A 19,562-nucleotide genomic window follows, 5' to 3' on the forward strand; every position below is an offset into this window, starting at 1 on the left:
GCCCCTATTCGCGCTCGACTTGCATGTGTTAGGCACGCCGCCAGCGTTCGTTCTGAGCCAGGATCAAACTCTCCAATTGTATTCTTGGTTTGCTTGAACCGGCGTTCCCCGAGACCCGGCTAAGGAGTCTCGGCTCGCTGATTCGTCGGCACCTCCCTCTCGCTGCGCCTTTCAGCGCTGCTCTTGAGGTGAAGCGCCCTCAAAAAATTGACTGCGGGTTTCCGCAATCCATTACTGCTTGGGCTTGCTATTTGGTTTTCAAAGACCGAGCCGCTTGTTGCGACTTTGTTGCTTGCCGGCTTGTTTCGTCCGGCGGGGTTGCAGCTTCTATTTCAGTTCGCAGCCAGCGTCAACTTCGCTTTTGCGTCCTGCAGGCTTCTTCGAAGTTCGTCGGCGCCGTCCAGTGACTTCCGCCGCTTCTTTTCGAAGGGGAGCGGCTTCTACTTCAGCGCCGCGTTCCCTGTCAACCGTTTGCTGTCAGCTTTCCTCACCGCTTTGCGTCCGTCGTGTTGCCTTCCGGACTGCTGCTTCTTCGGTGGGGCGCGGCTTCTATCTCTTCGCCGCGTTCGCTGTCAACTCACTTGGTTGACTGCCCTATTTTCTTTTCGGTGCTGCTCTCTCCCCGAAGTGCCTTCCGCGCCAGTGCGCGGGCTTCGAGGTGAGGGGCGCGGCTTCTACCTCTTTGCCGCGTTCGGGATCAACAACCTTCGTCGATCCTTTTCTTCCCCCGCGCTGACCTTCCGAGGCCCAGGGGCCCGCCGGTCGTCGCGGAGGGGGCACTCTCTAACGCTTCAGGCCGAAGACGTCAAACCTTCGTTTGAGCCGAACCTGATCATTGGCGCTCCGACGAATAGAGGCATGAACGCCTGGCCGCTGACAGGGCTGCTGGCCGCTCCGTCGGTACGGACACGACAAGGCCCCCGACCCGGTGACAGGTCGGAGGCCCTTTCTCCCTACGGATGCCGCTTCAGCTCACGGCGTCGCGGGGTCGAACGTGGAGATGCTCCAGCCCATGCGCTCGTGGCCGAACTTGTTCCAGTCCGGGTTCTTGCCGTTGACGACCTGGGCGTCCGTGTAGGACGGCGCTCCGGAGCCGGAACCGGAGCCGGAGAAGATGTTCACGCTGATGGTGGAGCCCGTGTACGTGGGGTGCGTGTTGTCCGACTGGATGTAGTCGTAGCTGGTGCTGCTGTTCGCCAGGTGGCCGTTCGCGTCGCGCAGCGTGCTGCGCAGGGTGACGCTGATGCGCTGCACGTAGGCGTCCTCGGTCTCGCCGGCGCGGTACGCAATGGCCTCGGAGTCAATCTGGCCGTCGCCGTTGCGGTCGTAGTCGGAGGCCATCATCTCCGCGAAGGCGTCCGAGCACTTGAAGCCGTACTTCGCCGCCAGGTTGCAGGCACGCCAGTTGCTGCGCGCCAGCAGCGGCAGGAAGTACTGCTGCTTGTTCACCTTCTGGCCCGTCGTCGCGTCCGTGCAGGCCGTCAGCACGTTGTCCGCGTCATAGCCGGGGTAATAGATGTTGGAGATGACCTTCACCTTGGCGGTGGTCGCGTACTGGTTGATGGTCTGCATGCCACGTTCCATGTACGTGGTGCAGGTCGCCAGCGCGTTCTGCAGGCCGCTGTAGTTACAGGTGCCGGTCTGGTCGGTGAACGCGCTGCGGGCCTGCAGGTAGTCGTTGCCGCACATCTCGAACATCACGACGCGCGTCTTGGCGTCCTGCATGTAGGAGCGCTCGGAGACGATCTTGTTGTTGTAGATGTCGTCCGCCTTCGCGCCGGACTTCGTGCGGCGGATGACCTCCACGTTGGCGCCCCACTTCTTCGCCGCGTACTCACCCTCCACCACCGGGGCCGCACGACGCCCCACGCTGGAGATTCCGCCGTTGTAGCCGGCGAAGATGGAGTCGCCGTAGGCCACCACCCGGTACGTCTGCGACGCCGAGCGGTTGATGGTCCACGACGTGTTCTGGTTGATGGTGCTGGCCAGCGCGGTGCCACTGAGGGTGGTGGCGGCGAGGACGGCGGCGAGGGACAGCCCGCTGCGACGAACGGACATACCGGCTCCTGAAGAGGTAGGGGGTTCCCGCCCCGGCAATGGGGAGAGGCCGCGCACGGTACACGGCTTTGATTCAGGAATCACTCCGCAGACCGGAATTAACTCCGCACTATGTATTCCATGTTGAACACGAATTCCGCCATGGTGCGTCAGAGGGGTGTTTTCGCGCGCCCTTCTCTGACGCGGCGCTTCCGGTTGACGCGTTGTTTCACGACTGGAGTGCGCCCATGAACATCTCCGGGAGCGCCCGAGCACTGGGCCAGTGGCTGCTGTTGGGCGCCATCGTGGGGGGCGTGTGCGGCGTGGCGTCCGCGGTGTTCCTGGCGCTGCTGGAGGAGGCCACGGAGTTCCGGCTGGCGCATGAGTCGCTGGTGTACGCACTGCCCGTGGCGGGACTCGTCCTGGGCGCGGTGTACGGCCGGTGGGGCGCGTCCATCCGGGGCGGCAACAACCTGGTCCTGGACACGGTGCATGAGGGCGACGCGGTGATTCCCCTTCGCATGGCGCCCATGGTGCTGCTGGGCACGGTGCTCACGCACCTGTTCGGAGGGAGCGCGGGACGCGAGGGCACCGCGGTGCAGATGGGCGCGAGCCTGGCGGACCAGATTGCCTGGCGCTTCCGCGTGGCTCCGGAGATCCGGCGCGAGCTGCTGGCGGCGGGCATCGCGGGCGGCTTCGGTTCGGTGTTCGGCACTCCGCTGGCGGGCACGGTGTTCGGGCTGGAGGTCGTGTGCGTGGGCCGGCTGGGCTACGAGGCGCTCCTGCCCGCGCTCACGGCCGCCGTCGTGGGCGACCTGGTGACTCAGGGGCTGGGCATCCATCACACCGCGTACCCGGTGCCTCAGGCGCTGGCGCTGACGTTGCCCGTGCTGGGCAAGTGGCTGGTGTTCGCGGTGGGCATCGCGGGCGTGGCGGTGGCCTTCATCGAGGGCACGCATGGACTGAAGCGGGTCCTGGAGCGCCGTGTGCCGTGGCTTCCCGTGCGCATGGCCCTGGGCGGCCTGGGGGTGGTGGGGCTCTGGAAGCTCGCGGGCACCAGCGACTACCTGGGCCTGGGCGTGCCCGGCATCCTTCGCGCGTTCGAGGATGTGTCGCTGCCTTGGGGGACGTTCGCCTGGAAGCTCGTGTTCACGGTGGTGACGCTGGGCGCGGGTTTCCTGGGCGGGGAGGTGACTCCGCTGTTCTTCATTGGCGCGGCGCTGGGCAATGTCCTCGCTCGGCTGTTGGGACTTCCCGTGGACCTGGGCGCGGCGGTGGGCATGGCGGCGCTGTTCGCGGCGGCCGCCAATACGCCGCTTGCGCTGTCGCTGATGGCGGTGGAGCTGGTGGGCGCCTCCGTGCTGCCTCACGTGGCCATCGTCGCCACGGTGGCGTACCTGCTCACGGGCCACCGGGGCATCTATCCGTCGCAGCGCATCGCCCGGAAGAAGCTGGGCGGGCCTCTGCTGGACCGTATCGTCACGTTGCGCGACCTGCACGCGGCGCCCCGGGAGGAATCCGAGGCGCCTCGCTGACGGTCGCTACTTGGAGGGGACGAGCCCCTCCGTGTGCCAGAACTCCACGTGCCCGGTGTCCAGCGAGTAGATGGCGGAGACGACCGCGAGTTCGCCCGCGTCGACCTTGGCCTTGAGGAGCTGGGAGCGCTCGGTGAGCTGGCGGGTGACGGCGTCCACGTTCGCGTGCGAGGCCTTCACCACCTTGGGGTCGTGCTTGTCCGCGTCCGTGAGGTGGGCGTCGATGAGGTTGCTCTTCACGGCGGAGACGAGCGCGTCGAGGTTGGGCGAGCCGGTGCTCTGGCCGTCCGGAATGGTGAGACCCGCCTTCACGGCGCCGCAGGACTCGTGGCCCATGATGACAATGAGGCGCACGCCCAGGTTGGCGACGCCGTACTCGATGCTGGCGACGACGAGGGGCTCCAGCTCGTTGCCGGCCTCGCGCACGACGAAGAGCTCACCCAGGCCCTGGTCGAAGACGAGCTCCGGGGGCACTCGCGAGTCGCTGCAGGTGACGACGATGGCGTGCGGGTGCTGCTCGTTGGCCAGCGCGTGGCGCACCGCGAGGGTCTGCGCGGGGTGGCGTGCCACGCCCTTGGTGAAGCGCAGGTTGCCCTGCTCCAGCCGGTGGAAGGTGACCGGCGGCGCTTCGGGCTTCACGGCGGGGTGGGCTGGATGCGGGTCCTCGGCGAGCGCGGGCATGGCGAGGCCCAGCAGCGCGATGGCCGCAGCGGTGCGAAGAAGAGGAATCATGGGGTGTGACCTGGGGTGGGGTGTACGCCAGGACGCGAGTCCAAGCGCCCCTCAGGGGTAACAGGGCGGCGGACCGGAAACCATGGACTCCACGACACTCCGCCGTCGCACGTCCTCCTACCTGAGGTTCAGGGCACGGTCTGAGCCGCCAGCCCCACGGCTCTGTCGTCCCTCCGCCTCAGCTCCGGGGTGGCTACCCGGAACTCCGCGGGCAGCATCCTCAGGATGCGTTCGCGGCGGTATCGGGCGCTTGCCAGGCGCTGCTCCAGGGCGGCCTTCTCGGCTCGGGTCGCCTTGTCGGGCGTCTCGGTGCGCTGGGTCAGTGCGGCCAACCTTCGTGATACCTCTTCAATCTCGCGGTCGATGAGTACCGGTTGGATGTTCCGCTTCGCTTTCGCCTTGCGGCCCTGGGCGTTGTTTTCAATCCAGACCGGCAACACTGAAACATCCGCCAGGGACACCGGGGCTCCGGGCTCCGCCCTGGTCACTCCGACTCGCAGGAGCAGTGTGTCTCTCTTGTCTCCGTCCTTGCCCAGCTGCCCCTTCACGTGACGGTAGAAGCGCGCCTGGTTCGCCACCAGGTTGCCCAATGAGTAGGCGATGAAACCCCGGCGCCCGGACTTCGTCGTGTACGCCTCCAATGGCTGCAACACGTGCGGATGGTGGCCGATGACCGCGAAGGCTCCTGCTTCCAGGAAGGACTGCCCCAGGGCCCTGTCCAACGGGTGCGGCGTGTCCGTGTACTCGCGCCCCCAGTGCCCCATCACGAAGAGCGCGTCACACTTCGCTGCCGCTGCTCGCACCCGCTCCAGTGCTTCCTCCGGTTTCAGCCCCCTTCTCGAGGCGTGCTCCGGGTAGGGCAACAGCGCCACGTGCGGCGCGTCCGATTCCTTCGGGTTGCTGAAGCCGTTCAGGCTCCTCGTGAAGGAGAGGAAGCCCAGCTTGAGGCCTCGCACCTCCATGAACACCGGCTCCCAGGCCGCGTCTCTTGTCGTCCCCGTTCCCGTGTGGCGCAGTCCCGCTGCGTCCAGGTGTCGCAGCGTCTCCACCAGGCCTTCCACGTGCTGATCCCTTGCGTGGTTGTTGCCCGTGGACACCACCTTCACTCCGGCGTTCACCAGGGCCTGCACCATGGATGGGGGCGCGTTGAAGACCAGCTCCTTCGTGAAGGCCTTGGTGTTGGCCGTGACCGGCGTCTCCAGGTTCACCACGCCCACGTCCGCTGTTCGCAGCACGTCCGACAGTGGGCCGAAGACGTGGTCCCAACCTTCGTGGTTTCCACTGCCCGCGTGGGCCTTCGCCACCGACTTCACCTCGCCGTGCGGAATCACGTCTCCGCCAAAGACGAGCTCCACTCGCGCGGGCGCGGCCATCCCCCACAGCGGGATGAACACCAGCAAGGCCCCCCACCCTCGCATCAGTCCTGCTCCCGCACCCCGATGAAGACTTCCCGGTTCCAGGGGTCCCTGCGTGTCGTCGCGGGACAGCCGGCCTCTCGCATCCATTCGAGCCAGTCTTCACGCCGGAACAGACCGAAGCGGTGGCGCTCCTGCGACATGCTCACCGTTCCGTCCGCTTCGCGCAGCAGATAGGCGAACGCGGTCTCGAAGGTCTCGTCGTCCGGATCCGGATCCCAGGTCCACATGAGATAGCGCATTCCTCGCCCGTCCGGCCCGTCGTGGCCTCCGGACTCGGTGAGGGGTTCGAAGGTCTCACGCACGCAGTCCGGCAACAGCACCACCCGGCCTCCCGGGCGGCAGTGCGCAGCAGCCGTATGGACCGTGGCTCGCGCGTCCTCGCGATCCACCGCGTACATGATGGCGTCGTGCACCATCACCCGGTCGAACGTGCGTCCCAGCCGCAGCGAGCGCATGTCCCCCACGCGGTGCTCGCACTCCGGATTCACCTTGCGACTCACCGCCACCATCTCCGCCGAGCGGTCCGTCAGCGTCAGCGTGAAGTGCTTCTTCATGTGGAAGGCCAGGCTTCCTCCGCCCGACCCCAATTCCAGCATCGTGCTCGCCGGGCCCTCCTCCGGGTGCAACATGGGGAGCAGGTCCTCCGCCTCCTCCCCGTACTCCTCCGGTGGCGAGAACAACGGCCACCAGCCGGCAAGGTCGGTGTAGAGCTGTGGCTCCTCCACGGGAGGCGGGAGCACGGTGCGCAACGACGCCATGGATGACTTCCTCGGAGATGGGGCACCGTTCTACCGCCCGGACAACCCGTGCGTCCATGAGGCCTAACGGACCTGGATGGCGTCCGCGACCACATAGGTCCCCGCCGTCACCCACCGGCTCAGCTGGACCTTGTTCCACCCCGCCGGGAAGCTCCACGTGCCGAGCGTGTTCCACCTTGCGCCGTTGACCGTCTGGTTCACCTTCACGTTCGCCAGCTGCGTGCCGGATGCGTTCGTGACGATGAAGGGCGCGACCGTGGAGCGGTCGCTCGCCGCCGTCCACCACGCGTCCACCGTCTTCGTTCCCGCCGCGGACAGGTAGAACCAGAACGTCGCAGGCTCCGACACCGCTGCTCCCGGGGACACCAGGTAGCTGGTGCCGTAGTAGCCCGCCACGTTCGTGGAGGACGCCCAGCTGGTGCCCGTGAGCTGGATGTAGCCCTTGGACTGGTCGTTGTTCGCGTTGTTGCTGTCGATGACCAGCCCCGTCGACGAACCTCCGCCGGACGTCCACAGGTACGTCACGTCCACCCAGTCGTTGTTCGACATCCCCAGGTCCAACCAGAATGTCCCGTCCGCGAGGTCGATGCCCGCGGGGTTCGCCGGCCGGCGACCGAACTGGTCCAACCCGCCGTTGAAGTTGTCCTGGTATGCCGCCTGCGCCTCCGGCTTGCCCTGCGGCAGCGTCTTCCACATCTCGCGCACGCTGGACGGGTTCCAGTAGTCGTCCTTCGTGTTCCACGGGCCCACGTCCCAGACGGACGTCGTCGCGCACTTCGCCGTCTTCGAATAACAGACGCGCACCTGGTATTCGGAGCCTCCGTTCGACGCGAGCCCTCGCCGCGACGGCAGCGCCACGAAGCGGTCGTTGGTCTTGATGACGTGGCCGTTCGCCGTCGTGCCGCCCACCAGGCCCTCGCGGGTGGCGTAGACGCGGTAGGTCAGCGGCGCGAGCGTCTGTAGCCCCTCATCCGTGCCTCCTTCGCGCCAGCCCTCCAGGCCCACCTCCTGGACCACCGGCCCGCGGCCTCGCTCGTCCGCGATGAGCGCGAGGCGCACCTGCACCTCCGTGCCCGAGCGGGGCAGGCGCACGGCTTCGTCTCCCGTGGCGGTGCGCCATTCGCTCCAGGCTCCTCCGGGGGTTCTCACTCGCACGTCCACTTCGACGCCCTGCCCCAGGCCTACCGACGCCTGGACCTGGGGACGGAAGGTGTCCACGGGCTGCTCGAGCGTGCGCGCCGGGAACTCGAAGAGGCCCGTGAGCCGGCTCAGGCCCTCGGGACGGCGCATCACGGCGTTGGGTTCGTAGAGCAGCCCGTCTCGCGTGCCCACGAGCTCCGACGTGCCTGCTCCGGCGGAAAGATTCTCCGTCCAATGCTGCGTGCCGGGCTCCGCCGCCTCCACTCCTTCCGCGAAGACCGCGCCCAACATCACCGCCATCAGGGTGGACCGCCACGACGCGCGCATGCCTGGACTCCCGGGAAATGGACAAAAACGTTTAGACCGTTCAACGTTTAAATCCGTCTTTCCCAGTTCTCAAGAGCCAAGGCGTGAAACCGTCGTGGCTCGGTGCATCACGTCCCGTTGATGACGGAGCGGATCCATGGCGTGTACGTGGCCACGTTGGTGAACAGGGAGAACGTGTTGCACTGGTTGGAGCCGAACCCGCTCACAATCCCATACAACTTCCCGTTGAAGGCCAGGGGTCCGCCGTCATCCTTCGTGCAGACGTTGGCGGTGGCGCTCGGCGCCGTGCACAGCACCGCGCCGTTGACGTAGTCGCTTCCCACCATGTCTCGGCAGGTGGCCGTGGAGGTGATGCTCAGGCTCACTCGCTTGAGCGCATCGGAGGTGGGCGCGGTCTGGGTGCGGCCCCAGCCGCTCGCGACGTACGGCGCACCCAGGGGCGCGGGCGCATCCGGCAGCGTCAGCGTCCGCACCGCCGGTGAGAGATTGAAGGGCTGGGCGAGTTGGAGGAGCGCGACGTCGTGGACCGACCCGTCGTAGGACGGGTGCATCACCTTGCGCGACACCGCTCGGTACTGCTCGTCCGCCTCCACCGAGCCCAGCCGCAGGTCTCCCGCGTAGATGCGCATGGAGGCGGGGGTGACGCCCTCGACGCAGTGGGCGGCCGTCACCACCCAGCCGGCCCGGAGGAGCGTGCCTCCGCAGGTGAATGCGCCCGTCACGTGGAGGCGCACCTGGTGGGGCAGCTCGTACCGGGCAGCGAGGCTTCCGCCGATGAGCTCCTGGGTCTGGACGCCGGGGACAGCTACCTCATCCAGCTCTCCACCACAGGCGAGGAACCCCAATGCCATCAACGCGGACGCGAAACGGGATGTCTTCATGCGGTGAGACATGAAGGATTCATGCCTCACCGTCAATCCAGCAAATCGCGACTAGTCAGTCCACCGACTTCGTGCCGAAGAGGCGGTCTCCCGCGTCGCCCAGGCCGGGCAGGATGTAGCCGTGCGAGTCCAGCTTCTCGTCGATGGCGGCGGTGAAGACTCGCACGTCGGGGTGGTGCTCGCGCAGGTTCGTCAGGCCCTCCGGACACGCGAGCAGACACACGAAACGCAATGAGCCCGGGCGGCTTCGCTTCACTCGCTGGAGCGCCGCCACCGCGGAGTTGCCTGTCGCGAGCATCGGGTCGCAGACGATGACGTCGCGGTCCTCCAGGTTGGCGGGCACACGGTAGTAGTACTCCACCGCGCTCAGGGACTCCGGGTCGCGGTACAGGCCGATGTGGCCTACTCGCGCGGAGGGGACCAGTTGGAGCAGGCCGTCCAGGATGCCCTGCCCCGCTCTCAGGATGGGCACCAGCACCAGCTTCTTGCCGTCCAGCGCCCAGCCCGTGGTGCGCGCCATGGGCGTTTCAATCTCCTCCTCGCGCAGCTTCAGGTCTCGCAGCGCCTCGTACCCGAGCATGAGGGAGATCTCCTCCAGCAGCGCCCGGAAGGACGCCGTGCTCGTATCCGTCCTGCGCATCACCGTCAGCTTGTGCTTCACCAGCGGGTGATCCACCACCGTGCAGTTCGGGAAGTCCATGTGTCGCCGTCCTTGTATGGGTTTCAGAACACCGTGCCGTCACTGCGGATGCGGATGGGCGGCACGCCTCCCGGGCGCAGCTCCGCCGCCACCCGGCGCCCCGCCGTCCAGGTGCCGCCCTGGAGCACCTTGGCCAGAGGCAACTCCTCCGCGCTCAATTCCAGACGCCCTCGCACCAGCGCGGCCACCCGGTCCAGCAGCGCCACCGTCAGCGCCCTCCACTCCACGATGGGCGGGTCACCCGGGCCGTAGACCTCCGTCGTCAGGCGCGGGTCCTGCGGCACCAGCACACCCAGGTCCACGAAGAGGCCTCCGTTGCGGTACTCCGGCAGGCCGGTGAGCGCGTCCAGCTCCGTCACCGTCACGCCTGCTTCCGCCAGCGGCTCCACCAGCGAGTACGCCAGCCACTGGGACAACTTGTGGAAGGGCACCAGCGCGTCCGCGCTTCCTGGCGGCCCGAGCGCCGGATGCGGCCACACGTCCCCCAGGTTCACTCCGTCCACCGTCGTGCGACCCGGCCAGATGGGGCCCAGCACCTCCAGCAGCGTGCCCAGCACCTCCGCCGCTCGCACGCTGCGGCGATGCGCGGCCAGCATGTCGAACAGCGACCCCGGCCTGGGCAGCACTCGCGACAGCGCCTGCATGAGGTGCAAGCGGCCTTCCACTCCCAGGAGCGGATTGGACTCCGACACCTGGAAGCCTCGCTCCAATTGCTCGCGCGTCATGCGGCCCAGGGCCTCCGCGTCCGCTCGCAGCGGCCGGTCCGGATCCGACGAGAAGCCGCCCGCCATGAACATGCGCAGCGACGCCACCGCCAGTCCCTCCGAGCGCACGTAGGACGCGCCTCCGGGTTCCTGGTAGCGCCACGCGGGTCCGCTGCCCGCGTCCAGCAGCACGCTCACCACGCCCAGGTCCACCTTCGCCCTGGCTCGTTCCTCCGGCGGCAGCGGGGCCAGCTTCGCCTCCAGTTGCGCGAGCCTGGGCACTCCTCCCGCGTCGAAGTGCCTCCAGCGGCTGTGCACCGGGATGTCCAGCCGGGGGTACGCCTCGTGCGTCACCGCCAGCACCCGGTCCACCACCGTGGGCAACCGGGACGGCTCCACCCGGAAGTACTCCAGCCGGCCGGCGAGCCCCAGGTCCAACACCTGGTGACAGCGCTCGCGGATGGCCGCCGGGCTGCGCAGCCACGCCACCGTCGGGGACACCTCCTGCACCCGGATCGCGTCAAGCATCGAGGTCCCGTCCCTTCACCTGCGCCAGCTCCCCCGCGTCCGCCACCGGCCCTCGCGTGAAGTAGCCCGCGGCCTTCTTCGCCTCCATCTCCACCTTCGCGTCGGCGGGGATGAGTCCATCTGGGATGGGTACCCGCTCGAGAATCTCGATGCCCGAGCGCACGATGGCGTCGTGCTTCATGTCGCTCATGGAGATGAAGCGGTGGATGCGCGTGATGCCCAGCCAGTGCAGCACGTCCGGCATCAGCTCCTGGAAGCGCATGTCCTGCACGCCCGCCACGCACTCCGTGCGGTGGAAGTACGTGGCCGCGGAGTCTCCGCCCTCCTGGCGCTTGCGTGCGTTGTAGACGAGGAACTTGGTCACCTCGCCCAGCGCGCGGCCCTCCTTGCGGTGGTAGACGATGAGCCCCACCCCGCCCTGCTGCGCCATCCGCACGCACTCCTCGATGCCGTGCACCAGGTAGGGCCGGCAGGTGCAGATGTCGCTGCCGAAGACGTCCGAGCCGTTGCACTCGTCATGCACCCGCGCCGCCAGCGGCACGTTCCGGTCCGCGAGCGAGGTGATGTCTCCAAACACATACAGCGATAGACCGCCGATGGGCGGCAGGAAGACGTGCAGGTCCGGGCGGGTGATGAGCTCCGGGTACATGCCTCCGGTGTGCTCGAAGAGGCCTCGGCGCAGCGCGCCCTCCGTGAGACCGAAGCGTTCGGCGATGCCGGGCAGGTACCAGACGGGCTCCACCGCGGCCTTCACGACCTTCACGTCACCGTTGGCAGCGACGAGGTCGCCGTCCACCTTGAGGCGCCCGGCGGCCATGGCCTCGCGCACCTCCGGCATGTTGATGTGGGCCCGGGTGACGGCGATGGTGGGCCGGTAGTCCACGCCCTGCTCTGCGTAGGCCCGGAACACCTGCGATGCCACCGCGCCCCAGGGGTCCAGCGACACGATGCGCTTGGGGTCGCTCCACCCCGGATGCGGCCCCACCTGCGCCGCCGGCGAGGTGTTGGTCAGGTCCGCCTTGTGGTCCTGCGGCAGCTTGCCCGCGGAGACCGCCAGCGCCCGGTAGATGGAGTACGCACCCGAGTGCGTGCCGATGACGTTTCGGCTCGCGGGGTCGGAGAGCGTGGCCACCACCGGGCCCCGGCGCAGCGGCTCCGACTCGCCCCAGCGCAGGGGGACTCCGGGCGCCTGCCCGTCGGGATGGGACGTAAGACGGATGTGATTGACGGGCTTCTTGTCAGCCATGGGTGCACCCTCCTTGGGGGGCGCGGGAGAGGAATGATGTCTGGGAATGGAAAGACGCCGACGCTCGGCGTCAGCTCATCCACGAGCCGTCGGTGCGCGCGGACCACTTGCGCGTCACCTTCTTGAGCTGGCTCCAGAAGTCGAGGCTCGACGGTCCCGTGATGTCCCCGTGGCCGAACTTCGACTCGCCCGTGCCGCCGAAGGAGAAGGGCTCGCGCGGCACCGGCACGCCCACGTTCACGCCCACCATGCCGGCCCTGGCGCCCTCCACCACCGACTGCGCCACCGCGCCGTTGGTGGTGAAGATGGACGCCGCGTTGCCATAGGGCGACGCGTTCTCCACCGCGAGCGCCGCCGACAACGTGGGCACCCTCACGATGGACAGCACCGGGCCGAACAGCTCGCGCCGCGCGGCCTCCATGTCCGGGCGCACGTTGTCCAACACCGTGGGCCCCAGCCAGTGGCCGTTCGCGTACGCCTCGCCCGCGGGCCTCTTGCCTCGCCCGTCCAGGAGCACTCGCGCCCCGTCCGCCTGGGCCTTGGCGATGGCCGTCTCCAGCCGATCCACCGCGCCCCGGTCGATGAGCGCTCCCATGCCCGGGCCGACCTCCAGGCGTGAGGCCCGCCGGAGGATGTCGTCCACCAGCGGCTGCACGTCTCCCACCGCGAGCATCACGCTGGCCGCCATGCAGCGCTGGCCCGCGCAGCCGGTGAACGAGTCCACCACCGCCTGCGGCGTGAGCTCCGGGTCCGCGTCCGGCACGACGATGAGGTGGTTCTTCGCGCCGCCCAGCGCCAGCACGCGCTTGCCGTGGCGGCTGCCCTCCACGTAGACGTGCCGCGCGACCGGGGACGAGCCCACGAAGGCCAGGGCCTTCACATCCGGGTGCTCCAGCAGCGCGTCCACCGCGGGCTTCGCGCCGTGCACCACGGAGAAGACGCCCGGCGGATAGCCGGCCTCCACCATCAGCTCACCCATGGCGGTCGCGGTGAGCGGCACCTTCTCCGACGGCTTGAGGATGAAGGCGTTGCCCACCGTGACGGCGATGGGGAACAGCCACAGGGGCACCATCGCTGGGAAGTTGAACGGCGTGATGCCGGCGACGACGCCCAGGGGCTCGCGGCGGTATTCGCAGGTGACGCCTCGGCTCACCTCCAGGTGCGCGCCGCTGTCCAGGTTCTGGAGCGACAGGGCGAAATCACAGACCTCCATGCCCTTGAGCAGGCCCGCGCGGCCCTCCGCCACCGTCTTGCCGGATTCGCTCGCGGCCAGGTGCGCGAGCCTTTCCACGTGCGTCTCCAGCAGCGTGCGGAAGCGTTGCAGGAATTGGGTGCGCTCGCGCAGCGGGGTGACGCGCCAGCCTTGCGCGGCGGCCTTCGCGGCCTCCACGGCCTGGGCGACACCAGACGCGGTCGTCAGCGGCACCCGGCCGATGAGCGCGCCGGTATAGGGACTGCGGACCTCCTGCGCGGACGCTCCGGACGGAGAGACCCACTCTCCGCCCACGAGGTTGCGACAAGAGACCACGCTCTCGGGTAACCGAACAAAGGACACGCGCACCCCCCCGGTGTTGCGTGACAAATGGGCGGCAAGGATAGACGCAAAGCCGGAAGCCAGGGCAAGGCGGGGCGCGTCACCGTGTCATTGCTTGATCGGAAGCAATGGATCTCCCCATGTTGCTCTGTCGCAAACCCGACCGATGCACGGGTGCGCGAACGTGCGCGCCGCGCCTCGTCAGGCCTGGGAGAGCATCCGCTGGTGCCGCTCCGACAGCGCGGAGGTGTCCGTGAGGGTGCGCAGCTCCGCGATGGCGGTGGCGTCCTCGGTGTCCGGGTTGAGGCCGAGCGAGATGGCCTCCAGGTACAGCTCCAGCGACAGCAGGAAGCGCGAGTCGGCGGTGAGGGGGTCTCCCTGCTCGCGCATCAACTCGCCGTCCTCGCGCACCAGCTTCGCGAGCATGCGCGCGCGAGAGGCGGTGCCGAGCAGGCGCGAGGTGGACTCGGCGTCCGCGAGGATGAGCGCGCCGTACTCCATGCCCAGCACGGTGAGGGCGGTGTCGCGGATGTGGTTGCGTGCATCCCCATACCGCTTCTCCTTCCGGGCCTTGAGGATGCTGGCGATGGCGGCGGCGAACTGCTCGGCGGCGCGCTCGATGAAGTCCTTGCGGAGGGACATGGGCTCCACAGGGTAAGCCCGACCTGGGGCGCACGCACCTTTCCCACCGTGGCGGCACCCCGCCGTCACATGAAACCCGTGAGGTTCCACGTGGTTTCAACGTCAGGTGAGACAACGAGAAAGCCGCAGGCCGCACCGCCGGTGCTCGTGTTCCCCGGGATTCGATGACCAACCGGGTGGACGGGCTCCGTATCCATTTCAAGCGCGGATCCACGGGAGTCCTGGGTGATTCGCGCGCCCCCCGACGTCATTCATCTGGAGAGTCCACCGTGGGAGCGCCTTTCGCTCGCGCACAGCTGCGTCCGTTGTCCGAGGCACCGGCCCAGGAATGGGAGGTGCGGTGGGACGTCACCGACTCCGAACGCATCCGCGTCATCCTCGCCACCGCCGCCGCGATGGGCTCGCCCGCCCTGCTGCGACGGGGAGATGCGGCGGCGCCGCTGCGGCTGGAGACGCTGGAGTTGGAAGGTGGAGTCCTCCACTGGTCCGGACTGACGGTGGATCCGGGCGCGGACGCTTGGGAGGTGGAGGTGTTTGGCCATGGCTGCGTCTACCGGATGCTCCTGTTCGGCGAGACCCCGGAGCCGGGGACGTGGGTGACGCCGCTGCCTCGTCAGTTGATCCAGGTGCGTCGCCGGGCACATCGGCGTGCTCCCGCGCCGCAAGGCCTGCGACTGCGTCTGCCACTGCCGGGATGGCTGGGCCGGGAACGCGACGCGGTGGATGTGTCCCTGCATGGGATGGCGCTGCGGATGGGCGCTGGGGAACGTCTTTCGCCGGGCCGGGTGCTCCAGCCCATCGAGCTGCGCACTGCGGCGGGTGAGGTCCTGTCCCTGCGCGGGGAGGTGCGCCATGTGTCGGACCGCGCCGATGGGGAGCTCCTGTGCGGGCTCCTGGTGACGCCTTTGACTGTCGAGGACTCGGAGCGCTGGCAGGCGCTGGTGGCTCGGGCCCTTCATCCGACGACGTGTACCGATGGCGCGCGGGTGGAGGAGCAGTGGCGGCTGTTCATCGACTCCGGCTACTTCAATCTGGCGGGCAGGTCCGCGGAGGACTCGAGTCGCGGCGGCGGAGCTTCATCGAGCTGGGACGCCAGGCCGGCTCGATGGGCTCCGTCCTCACCGAGGTGGTGTGGCCTTCAGAGCGCGGCTTGGAAGCGACGCTCTCCGTGATGAAGCCCTACCGCTCCGTGTGGATGGTGCACCAGCTGGCGCGGCGCCAGGACGCCACGCGGTTCGAGCGCCTCAAGGGCCAGATGCTGCGCGAGCTGTACGTGCACTGCGTGGAGCACGCGCAGCGGGACAACGGGTTCCGGTGGTTCGCGGCGTACATCGAATCGACCGTGCCCTTCACGTACCGCTCGCACGTGGGCTTCGCGGACCGCATGGCGGCGACGGGGCGGACGCTGATGCTGCCGATGCGAATGATTGACGTCGAGTGTGGCCATCCCCCTGCCCCGCCGTCGACGGGTCTGGAGCTGGGGCCCGCGACGGAGGCGGAGCGACGGCTGCTCGTGGAGCGGATCGCCCTCACCCGCCCTGCCTGCTACGCCGAGGCGTTGGACCTGCGCCTGGAGACGCTGGACCTGCGGGACGTGACTCGGGCCTGGCAGGCGGTGGGCCTGGAGCGCGAGCGGCACCTGCTGGTCGCTCGTGAGGGCGCGAAGCCGGTGGCGGTGGCCGTCCTGGAGTCGGGGCCGCCCGGCACCAATCCCTTCGGGCTGCTGGACTCCGTGCGGGTGTTCGCGCTGTCGCCTCGTGCACGGCAGGCCTATCCGGCGCTGATGGATGGGGCTCGCCGCTGGTTCGCCCAACGGGGCCGCGACGGCTTCACCTTCCTGGCCGAAGAGGCTGGCGACGTGGAGGCCGCGGGCCTGCATGACGCCGCGCCCGACGCGAAGCCCTACCTGTGGCTCATCCCCGCCGACCTCGCTCCCGAGTTCCTGGAGCACATCCATGAGCAGACGGCGCCCCGTCCGCTCTCCCACCCCCAGAAGGAGCTGTCATGAGCCTCATCCAGACGCAGTACCTGCCGCACGCCATGGAAACCCGCGACCGCCTGGAGACGGAGCCCGTCGTGCGCACGCTCCTGTCGCCGGACATCACGCCGGACCTGATGGCGCGCTTCCTCATCGAGTGGTCCGCCCGGGGCGCGTACATGACCGAGCCCGTGGACGGATGGATCCGCAGCGCCGGTGAGCGCTGCATCGCGCTGGGCCAGGAGAAGGTGGGCCGGCAGCTCATCACCCACGCGAAGCACGAGGCCGGCCATCACCTGATGACCCTCCAGGACGCTCGCGTGCTGACGGCGCAGTGGAACGCGAGCCACTCGCAGCAGCTGGACGCGGAGGCGCTGGTCACCCAGGCGCCCACGGCCGCCATGCGCGAGTACCGGCAGGTGCACGACGAGGCCATCACCGGCGACCTGCCGCTGGGCCAGGCGGCCATCGAGTACGAGGTGGGCTACCTCGCGGTGGTGCTGGTGCCTCGCATCCTGGCGCGCGTGCGCGAGGTGTTGGGACAGGGGACGCTGGACACGCTCACCTTCCTGCGCGAGCACGCGGAGGTGGACGTGGGCCACACCGCGCTCAACGAGCGGATGATGGAGGGGATGCTGAGCACCCATCCCGAGGAAGGCCGTCGGCTGGCGGCGTTCGGCTCGCGCGGGCTGGACTGCTACCTGCGCTTCCTGGACGACTGCCTGGAGGCGGCGCGCCGGAGTGTAGGCGGCGTCACCGCGGCGGCGGCCTAATTTTCCCCATGGCACTTATGACCTAGGAGGCAATCAAGCAAGGACTTGTGGTGCAGGCGGCCACGAACCACAAGATCTAGTAGCGACTATGCTACCTAGCAGGTGGTGGCTTGAGCGGGTGCTCGTCCGCCCTTGACGATCGATCATGGGCGATTGATGATTGCTCCAACACACCCGCCACGCCTCTAACTGGAATCTCAGTTATGCGCCTCTGGCGGGTTTTTTTTCGCCGAATCCCCATTGTAATGTGCGCGATAATTGAGTGCCCTGGGGGGCAGAGTCGAAAGGCCGTAGCCTGGGTAAGCAATACACCAAGCCAGCTCTGACTTTCGAACAGCAGCTCACCCAGTTGGAGCAGCGCGGGATGCTCGTCGCCGATAGAGCCCGTGCCTTGGCGGCGCTTGGACGCATCAGCTACTACCGCCTCAGTGCCTACTGGTACCCCTTCAAGAAGGGCGACACCATTTTCGAGGCTGGCACTAGCTTCGATCAGGCCCTCGAACTCTATGAGTTCGACCGTCGACTCCGACTCGTTGTCCTTGATGCAATTGAACGGGTCGAGATCCTCGCGCGAACGCTGATCACCTACACCTTCGGTCATGCATATGGCGCATTCGCCCATGCAGACAGCGCCAACTTCGACATCACGCCTCGCTTCTCTCATGGCAAGTGGCACCAGGAGTTGCTCAAGGAGATAGAGCGAGCGAAGGAGAAATTCCTTGAGCACTACCAGACCAACTACATTGGTTTTCCGACGGTCCCCATCTGGATGGCTTCCGAAGTCATGTCCCTCGGTACACTGTCGCGGATGTTCCAAGGGATGCGGACCGCGGATCAGAAGCAGGTACTGCAGAGCTGGAACGTCCACCAGTCCGTCGCCGGATCATGGCTCCATTCGCTCTCGTATGTCCGGAATGTCTGCGCCCATCATGGTCGCCTTTGGAATCGTGAACTCGCCATCAGTCCACTGAGCCCCAAGAGTTCGCCTGATTGGCCCGCCCTCAGCAACAAGCGCGTCTATGCCATCCTTTGCATCCTCAGGCATCTGACGCGCTCGGCACATGGCGGAGACGAGTGGGCTGCATCGGTCCGGAATCTTCTGGCTGAAATGAACGGCAAGCCTCGGTGGCTAAACGCCATGGGGGTGCCAGCTAAATGGGCTACTCACTCGTTTTGGCGAGAGCCCTCAAGTCTGGCTGGCCACAAAGTGCGCGCATATAAGGTGCCTCGCGCACTCATGCATTGGAAGTTGAAGAAGGCGTGATGAACGAACCGCACACAGTTCTTCAGCTCACTTCGCTCAAAGCCGTCCGTGACTTCCAGTACTCGCGCTGCGCCGGCACGGAGACGAGCTGCCGCTCCGGATAGCGCAGCGCGGTCAGCTTCCCTCCGAACACACAGCCCGTGTCCACGCAGAGGGTGTTGTTCACCCATTCGGATTCCGTCACAGGGGTGTGGCCGTACACGACCGTCGCCGGTCCCCGGTAGTCCCGGGCCCAGTCGGCTCGCACCGGCAGGCCGTAGGCATCCGCCTCGCCGGTGGTCTCTCCGTAGAGGGCGAAGTCGCGCACCTCCGGGGTGTCCCGGCCGTGCATGGACTCCTTCAGGCCCGCGTGCGCCACCACGAGGTGACCGTCATCCAGGACGTAGTGTGGCGAGCGGGCTTCGATGAAGTCTGCGACCGCATGGGAGAATCCGGGCGGCTCACGTTCCAGCTGCTCCAGCGTCATCGCGAGCCCGCGCGCCACGCGCACGTCCTTGCCACGCAGCTTCTTGAGCAACTTGATTTCGTGATTGCCCGGCGCGCACAGCGCGGTGCCCGCCTCGACCATTCCCATCACCAGGCGCAACACGTCCGTCACGCCCGGCCCTCGGTCCACCAGGTCGCCCAGGAACACGACCTTGCGCCCGTGGGGCGTACTCACGTCGAAGCCGGGGCTGCCGTCCGCTCGCGGCGCGACCGTGTAGCCCAGCTCTGCCAGCAGGGCCTTCAGCTCGTCGAAGCATCCGTGGATGTCTCCGATGATGTCGAAGGGGCCGTGCTCGTCCTGGCGGTGGCACGGCAGCGGGCGGTGCTCGAAGGCCACCGCGCCCGCCGTCTCCGGCGTGAGCACGTGCACGTGCCGGATGCCTTCCTTCGTCAGCCCCTTCAGCGCGTTCTGCAGCTGCTGCACCTGGTTGCGCAGGGCTCGGGGACTGGCGTGCGCCCCGGAGCGCGTGCGGTTGCGCTCCAGACAGAGCGTCTCCGGCGTGTCCATGGCCACCGCGACCAGGGCGACGTGGTGCTCGCGCGCCAGGGTCACGTAGTGACGACGTGACTCGGCACTGAGCGGGACGCCGTCGATGACGGTGAGCGTGCCCTTCGCGAGCCTTCGCGCCACCTCGTCGTGGAGCTTCGTTTCATTGCCCGTGCCGGGCAGCACGTCCTCGGGGAGGAAGTGCGCGTTCGCGAGGGTGGACTTGCCGGAGCCGGATGGGCCCAGGAGCAGCACGAGCGACTGCTCGGGAATGGGAATCATCATGATGGGAACACCGGGGTGGGGGTCGGCGTACCGACCGGCGCCCCTTCCGGGGCAGGGCGCACGCCACGACTCCGGCGCGCGATCCCTTCCGGTGCCCGGGTCACGCG

The 19,562-nt window shown here is 67.8% G+C and carries 17 protein-coding genes and 1 rRNA gene; 5 read left to right on the plus strand and 13 right to left on the minus strand.

Annotated elements, in window-relative coordinates:
- Nucleotides 1-79: ribosomal RNA gene (locus D7Y15_RS14645) — 16S ribosomal RNA — on the minus strand; the annotation flags it as partial.
- A gap of 893 nt (nucleotides 80-972) precedes the next feature.
- Nucleotides 973-2,058, minus strand: coding sequence for an SGNH/GDSL hydrolase family protein (locus D7Y15_RS14650; protein ID WP_120575795.1), 1,086 nt, complete (start codon nucleotides 2,056-2,058; stop codon nucleotides 973-975).
- A 227-nt stretch (nucleotides 2,059-2,285) separates the two neighbouring features.
- Here D7Y15_RS14650 and D7Y15_RS14655 point away from each other — a divergent pair, with 227 nt between their 5' ends.
- Nucleotides 2,286-3,572, plus strand: a complete 1,287-nt coding sequence (locus D7Y15_RS14655; protein ID WP_121752974.1) for a chloride channel protein — start codon at nucleotides 2,286-2,288, stop codon at nucleotides 3,570-3,572.
- Between the two features lie 6 nt (nucleotides 3,573-3,578).
- Here the strand turns inward: D7Y15_RS14655 and D7Y15_RS14660 are convergent, their stop codons facing one another.
- The 10 genes from D7Y15_RS14660 to D7Y15_RS14705 all read right to left on the minus strand — a co-directional run bounded on the left by D7Y15_RS14660 (nucleotide 3,579) and on the right by D7Y15_RS14705 (nucleotide 14,182).
- Entirely contained in the window at nucleotides 3,579-4,304 is a 726-nt protein-coding gene (locus D7Y15_RS14660) for a carbonic anhydrase (RefSeq protein ID WP_121752975.1), read from the minus strand.
- 128 nt (nucleotides 4,305-4,432) lie between these two features.
- The gene (locus tag D7Y15_RS14665) at nucleotides 4,433-5,722 is read right to left on the minus strand and encodes a CapA family protein (RefSeq protein ID WP_121752976.1); all 1,290 of its coding nucleotides are present in this window, start codon (nucleotides 5,720-5,722) and stop codon (nucleotides 4,433-4,435) included.
- Complete coding sequence (locus D7Y15_RS14670; protein ID WP_121752977.1) at nucleotides 5,722-6,480, minus strand: trans-aconitate 2-methyltransferase; 759 nt, start codon at nucleotides 6,478-6,480, stop codon at nucleotides 5,722-5,724. The genes D7Y15_RS14665 and D7Y15_RS14670 overlap by 1 nt, the downstream gene beginning before the upstream one ends.
- A 63-nt stretch (nucleotides 6,481-6,543) precedes the next feature.
- Nucleotides 6,544-7,947, minus strand: coding sequence for a hypothetical protein (locus D7Y15_RS14675; protein WP_121752978.1), 1,404 nt, complete (start codon nucleotides 7,945-7,947; stop codon nucleotides 6,544-6,546).
- A 107-nt stretch (nucleotides 7,948-8,054) separates the two neighbouring features.
- Nucleotides 8,055-8,828 (minus strand): serine protease, encoded by a 774-nt coding sequence (locus D7Y15_RS14680; RefSeq protein ID WP_158624362.1) that lies wholly within the window; start codon nucleotides 8,826-8,828, stop codon nucleotides 8,055-8,057.
- Between the two features lie 55 nt (nucleotides 8,829-8,883).
- Nucleotides 8,884-9,528: a uracil phosphoribosyltransferase gene (gene upp / locus D7Y15_RS14685; RefSeq protein WP_120575802.1), complete on the minus strand. Its 645-nt coding sequence runs from the start codon at nucleotides 9,526-9,528 to the stop codon at nucleotides 8,884-8,886.
- Nucleotides 9,529-9,551: 23 nt separating this feature from the next.
- Nucleotides 9,552-10,760 carry a URC4/urg3 family protein gene (locus D7Y15_RS14690; protein WP_120575803.1) on the minus strand — a complete coding sequence of 403 codons (1,209 nt, stop codon included), beginning with the start codon at nucleotides 10,758-10,760 and terminating at the stop codon, nucleotides 9,552-9,554.
- Complete coding sequence (locus tag D7Y15_RS14695) at nucleotides 10,753-12,006, minus strand: GTP cyclohydrolase II (RefSeq protein WP_120575804.1); 1,254 nt, start codon at nucleotides 12,004-12,006, stop codon at nucleotides 10,753-10,755. The genes D7Y15_RS14690 and D7Y15_RS14695 overlap by 8 nt, the downstream gene beginning before the upstream one ends.
- Nucleotides 12,007-12,076: 70 nt before the next feature.
- Nucleotides 12,077-13,561: a CoA-acylating methylmalonate-semialdehyde dehydrogenase gene (mmsA, locus tag D7Y15_RS14700; protein ID WP_121752993.1), complete on the minus strand. Its 1,485-nt coding sequence runs from the start codon at nucleotides 13,559-13,561 to the stop codon at nucleotides 12,077-12,079.
- 180 nt (nucleotides 13,562-13,741) lie between these two features.
- Nucleotides 13,742-14,182 (minus strand): hypothetical protein, encoded by a 441-nt coding sequence (locus tag D7Y15_RS14705; protein WP_120575805.1) that lies wholly within the window; start codon nucleotides 14,180-14,182, stop codon nucleotides 13,742-13,744.
- Between the two features lie 269 nt (nucleotides 14,183-14,451).
- Here D7Y15_RS14705 and D7Y15_RS14710 point away from each other — a divergent pair, with 269 nt between their 5' ends.
- The 4 genes from D7Y15_RS14710 (at nucleotide 14,452) to D7Y15_RS14725 (ending at nucleotide 18,197) form a co-directional block, all read left to right on the plus strand.
- Nucleotides 14,452-15,354, plus strand: a complete 903-nt coding sequence (locus D7Y15_RS14710; protein WP_158629052.1) for a PilZ domain-containing protein — start codon at nucleotides 14,452-14,454, stop codon at nucleotides 15,352-15,354.
- Entirely contained in the window at nucleotides 15,354-16,190 is an 837-nt protein-coding gene (locus tag D7Y15_RS14715) for a hypothetical protein (protein ID WP_148712769.1), read from the plus strand. Before D7Y15_RS14710 ends, D7Y15_RS14715 begins: the two co-directional genes overlap by 1 nt.
- Nucleotides 16,187-16,933 carry a hypothetical protein gene (locus D7Y15_RS14720; protein ID WP_121752981.1) on the plus strand — a complete coding sequence of 249 codons (747 nt, stop codon included), beginning with the start codon at nucleotides 16,187-16,189 and terminating at the stop codon, nucleotides 16,931-16,933. The genes D7Y15_RS14715 and D7Y15_RS14720 overlap by 4 nt, the downstream gene beginning before the upstream one ends.
- 364 nt (nucleotides 16,934-17,297) lie before the next feature.
- A complete protein-coding gene (locus D7Y15_RS14725; protein WP_121752982.1) occupies nucleotides 17,298-18,197 on the plus strand; it encodes an Abi family protein in 900 nt (299 codons plus the stop codon).
- A 22-nt stretch (nucleotides 18,198-18,219) separates the two neighbouring features.
- On the opposite strand, the gene D7Y15_RS14730 is transcribed toward D7Y15_RS14725, so the two are convergent.
- Entirely contained in the window at nucleotides 18,220-19,455 is a 1,236-nt protein-coding gene (locus tag D7Y15_RS14730; RefSeq protein WP_121752983.1) for an AAA family ATPase, read from the minus strand.
- Nucleotides 19,456-19,562 lie beyond the last annotated feature (107 nt).

It is taken from the genome of Corallococcus sp. AB030 (assembly GCF_003668965.1).
GTDB lineage: Bacteria > Myxococcota > Myxococcia > Myxococcales > Myxococcaceae > Corallococcus > Corallococcus exiguus.

What these genes read in the sequence shown, in the direction of transcription:
- D7Y15_RS14650 (WP_120575795.1), bottom strand. Translation starts at nt 2,058, where the DNA reads ATGTCCGTTCGTCGCAGCGGGCTGTCCCTCGCCGCCGTCCTCGCCGCC.
- D7Y15_RS14655 (WP_121752974.1), top strand. Translation starts at nt 2,286, where the DNA reads ATGAACATCTCCGGGAGCGCCCGAGCACTGGGCCAGTGGCTGCTGTTG.
- D7Y15_RS14660 (WP_121752975.1), bottom strand. Translation starts at nt 4,304, where the DNA reads ATGATTCCTCTTCTTCGCACCGCTGCGGCCATCGCGCTGCTGGGCCTC.
- D7Y15_RS14665 (WP_121752976.1), bottom strand. Translation starts at nt 5,722, where the DNA reads ATGCGAGGGTGGGGGGCCTTGCTGGTGTTCATCCCGCTGTGGGGGATG.
- D7Y15_RS14670 (WP_121752977.1), bottom strand. Translation starts at nt 6,480, where the DNA reads ATGGCGTCGTTGCGCACCGTGCTCCCGCCTCCCGTGGAGGAGCCACAG.
- D7Y15_RS14675 (WP_121752978.1), bottom strand. Translation starts at nt 7,947, where the DNA reads ATGCGCGCGTCGTGGCGGTCCACCCTGATGGCGGTGATGTTGGGCGCG.
- D7Y15_RS14680 (WP_158624362.1), bottom strand. Translation starts at nt 8,828, where the DNA reads ATGAAGACATCCCGTTTCGCGTCCGCGTTGATGGCATTGGGGTTCCTC.
- upp (WP_120575802.1), bottom strand. Translation starts at nt 9,528, where the DNA reads ATGGACTTCCCGAACTGCACGGTGGTGGATCACCCGCTGGTGAAGCAC.
- D7Y15_RS14690 (WP_120575803.1), bottom strand. Translation starts at nt 10,760, where the DNA reads ATGCTTGACGCGATCCGGGTGCAGGAGGTGTCCCCGACGGTGGCGTGG.
- D7Y15_RS14695 (WP_120575804.1), bottom strand. Translation starts at nt 12,006, where the DNA reads ATGGCTGACAAGAAGCCCGTCAATCACATCCGTCTTACGTCCCATCCC.
- D7Y15_RS14705 (WP_120575805.1), bottom strand. Translation starts at nt 14,182, where the DNA reads ATGTCCCTCCGCAAGGACTTCATCGAGCGCGCCGCCGAGCAGTTCGCC.
- D7Y15_RS14715 (WP_148712769.1), top strand. Translation starts at nt 15,354, where the DNA reads ATGAAGCCCTACCGCTCCGTGTGGATGGTGCACCAGCTGGCGCGGCGC.
- D7Y15_RS14720 (WP_121752981.1), top strand. Translation starts at nt 16,187, where the DNA reads ATGAGCCTCATCCAGACGCAGTACCTGCCGCACGCCATGGAAACCCGC.
- D7Y15_RS14725 (WP_121752982.1), top strand. Translation starts at nt 17,298, where the DNA reads ATGCTCGTCGCCGATAGAGCCCGTGCCTTGGCGGCGCTTGGACGCATC.
- D7Y15_RS14730 (WP_121752983.1), bottom strand. Translation starts at nt 19,455, where the DNA reads ATGATGATTCCCATTCCCGAGCAGTCGCTCGTGCTGCTCCTGGGCCCA.